The organism is Jeotgalibacillus sp. ET6 (genome assembly GCF_029667115.1).
In the GTDB taxonomy this organism is placed as follows: Bacteria; Bacillota; Bacilli; order Bacillales; family Jeotgalibacillaceae; genus Jeotgalibacillus.
This window is the reverse complement of the sequence record NZ_JARUIU010000096.1, coordinates 1-271: the sequence shown is the minus strand read 5'-3', so window position 1 is coordinate 271 and position 271 is coordinate 1. Positions and strand designations below refer to the sequence as shown.

Genomic DNA, 271 nt, shown 5'->3' with positions numbered 1-271 from the left:
GCTGCTTCGCACGCAGACCTCGCCCTGCCAGATCCGCGTGATGGAACAGCAAAAGCCGCCCATCCGCGTGATCGCACCGGGTCGTGTGTACCGCTCCGACGCCGTGGACGCCACGCACTCCCCGATCTTCCATCAGATTGAAGGACTGGTTGTGGACAAGGGCATCACCATGGCCGACCTCAAGGGCAATCTGGAATCGTTTGCCAAGAGCCTTTACGGTGAAGACACCAAAATCCGTCTGCGTCCGCACCACTTCCCGTTTACCGAGCCC

The 271-nt window shown here is 60.5% G+C and carries 1 protein-coding gene; it reads left to right on the top strand.

Annotated elements, in window-relative coordinates:
* On the top strand, positions 1-271 hold a 271-nt coding region (locus tag P6709_RS19940), incomplete at both ends, for a tRNA ligase subunit PheS family protein (RefSeq protein ID WP_442905379.1).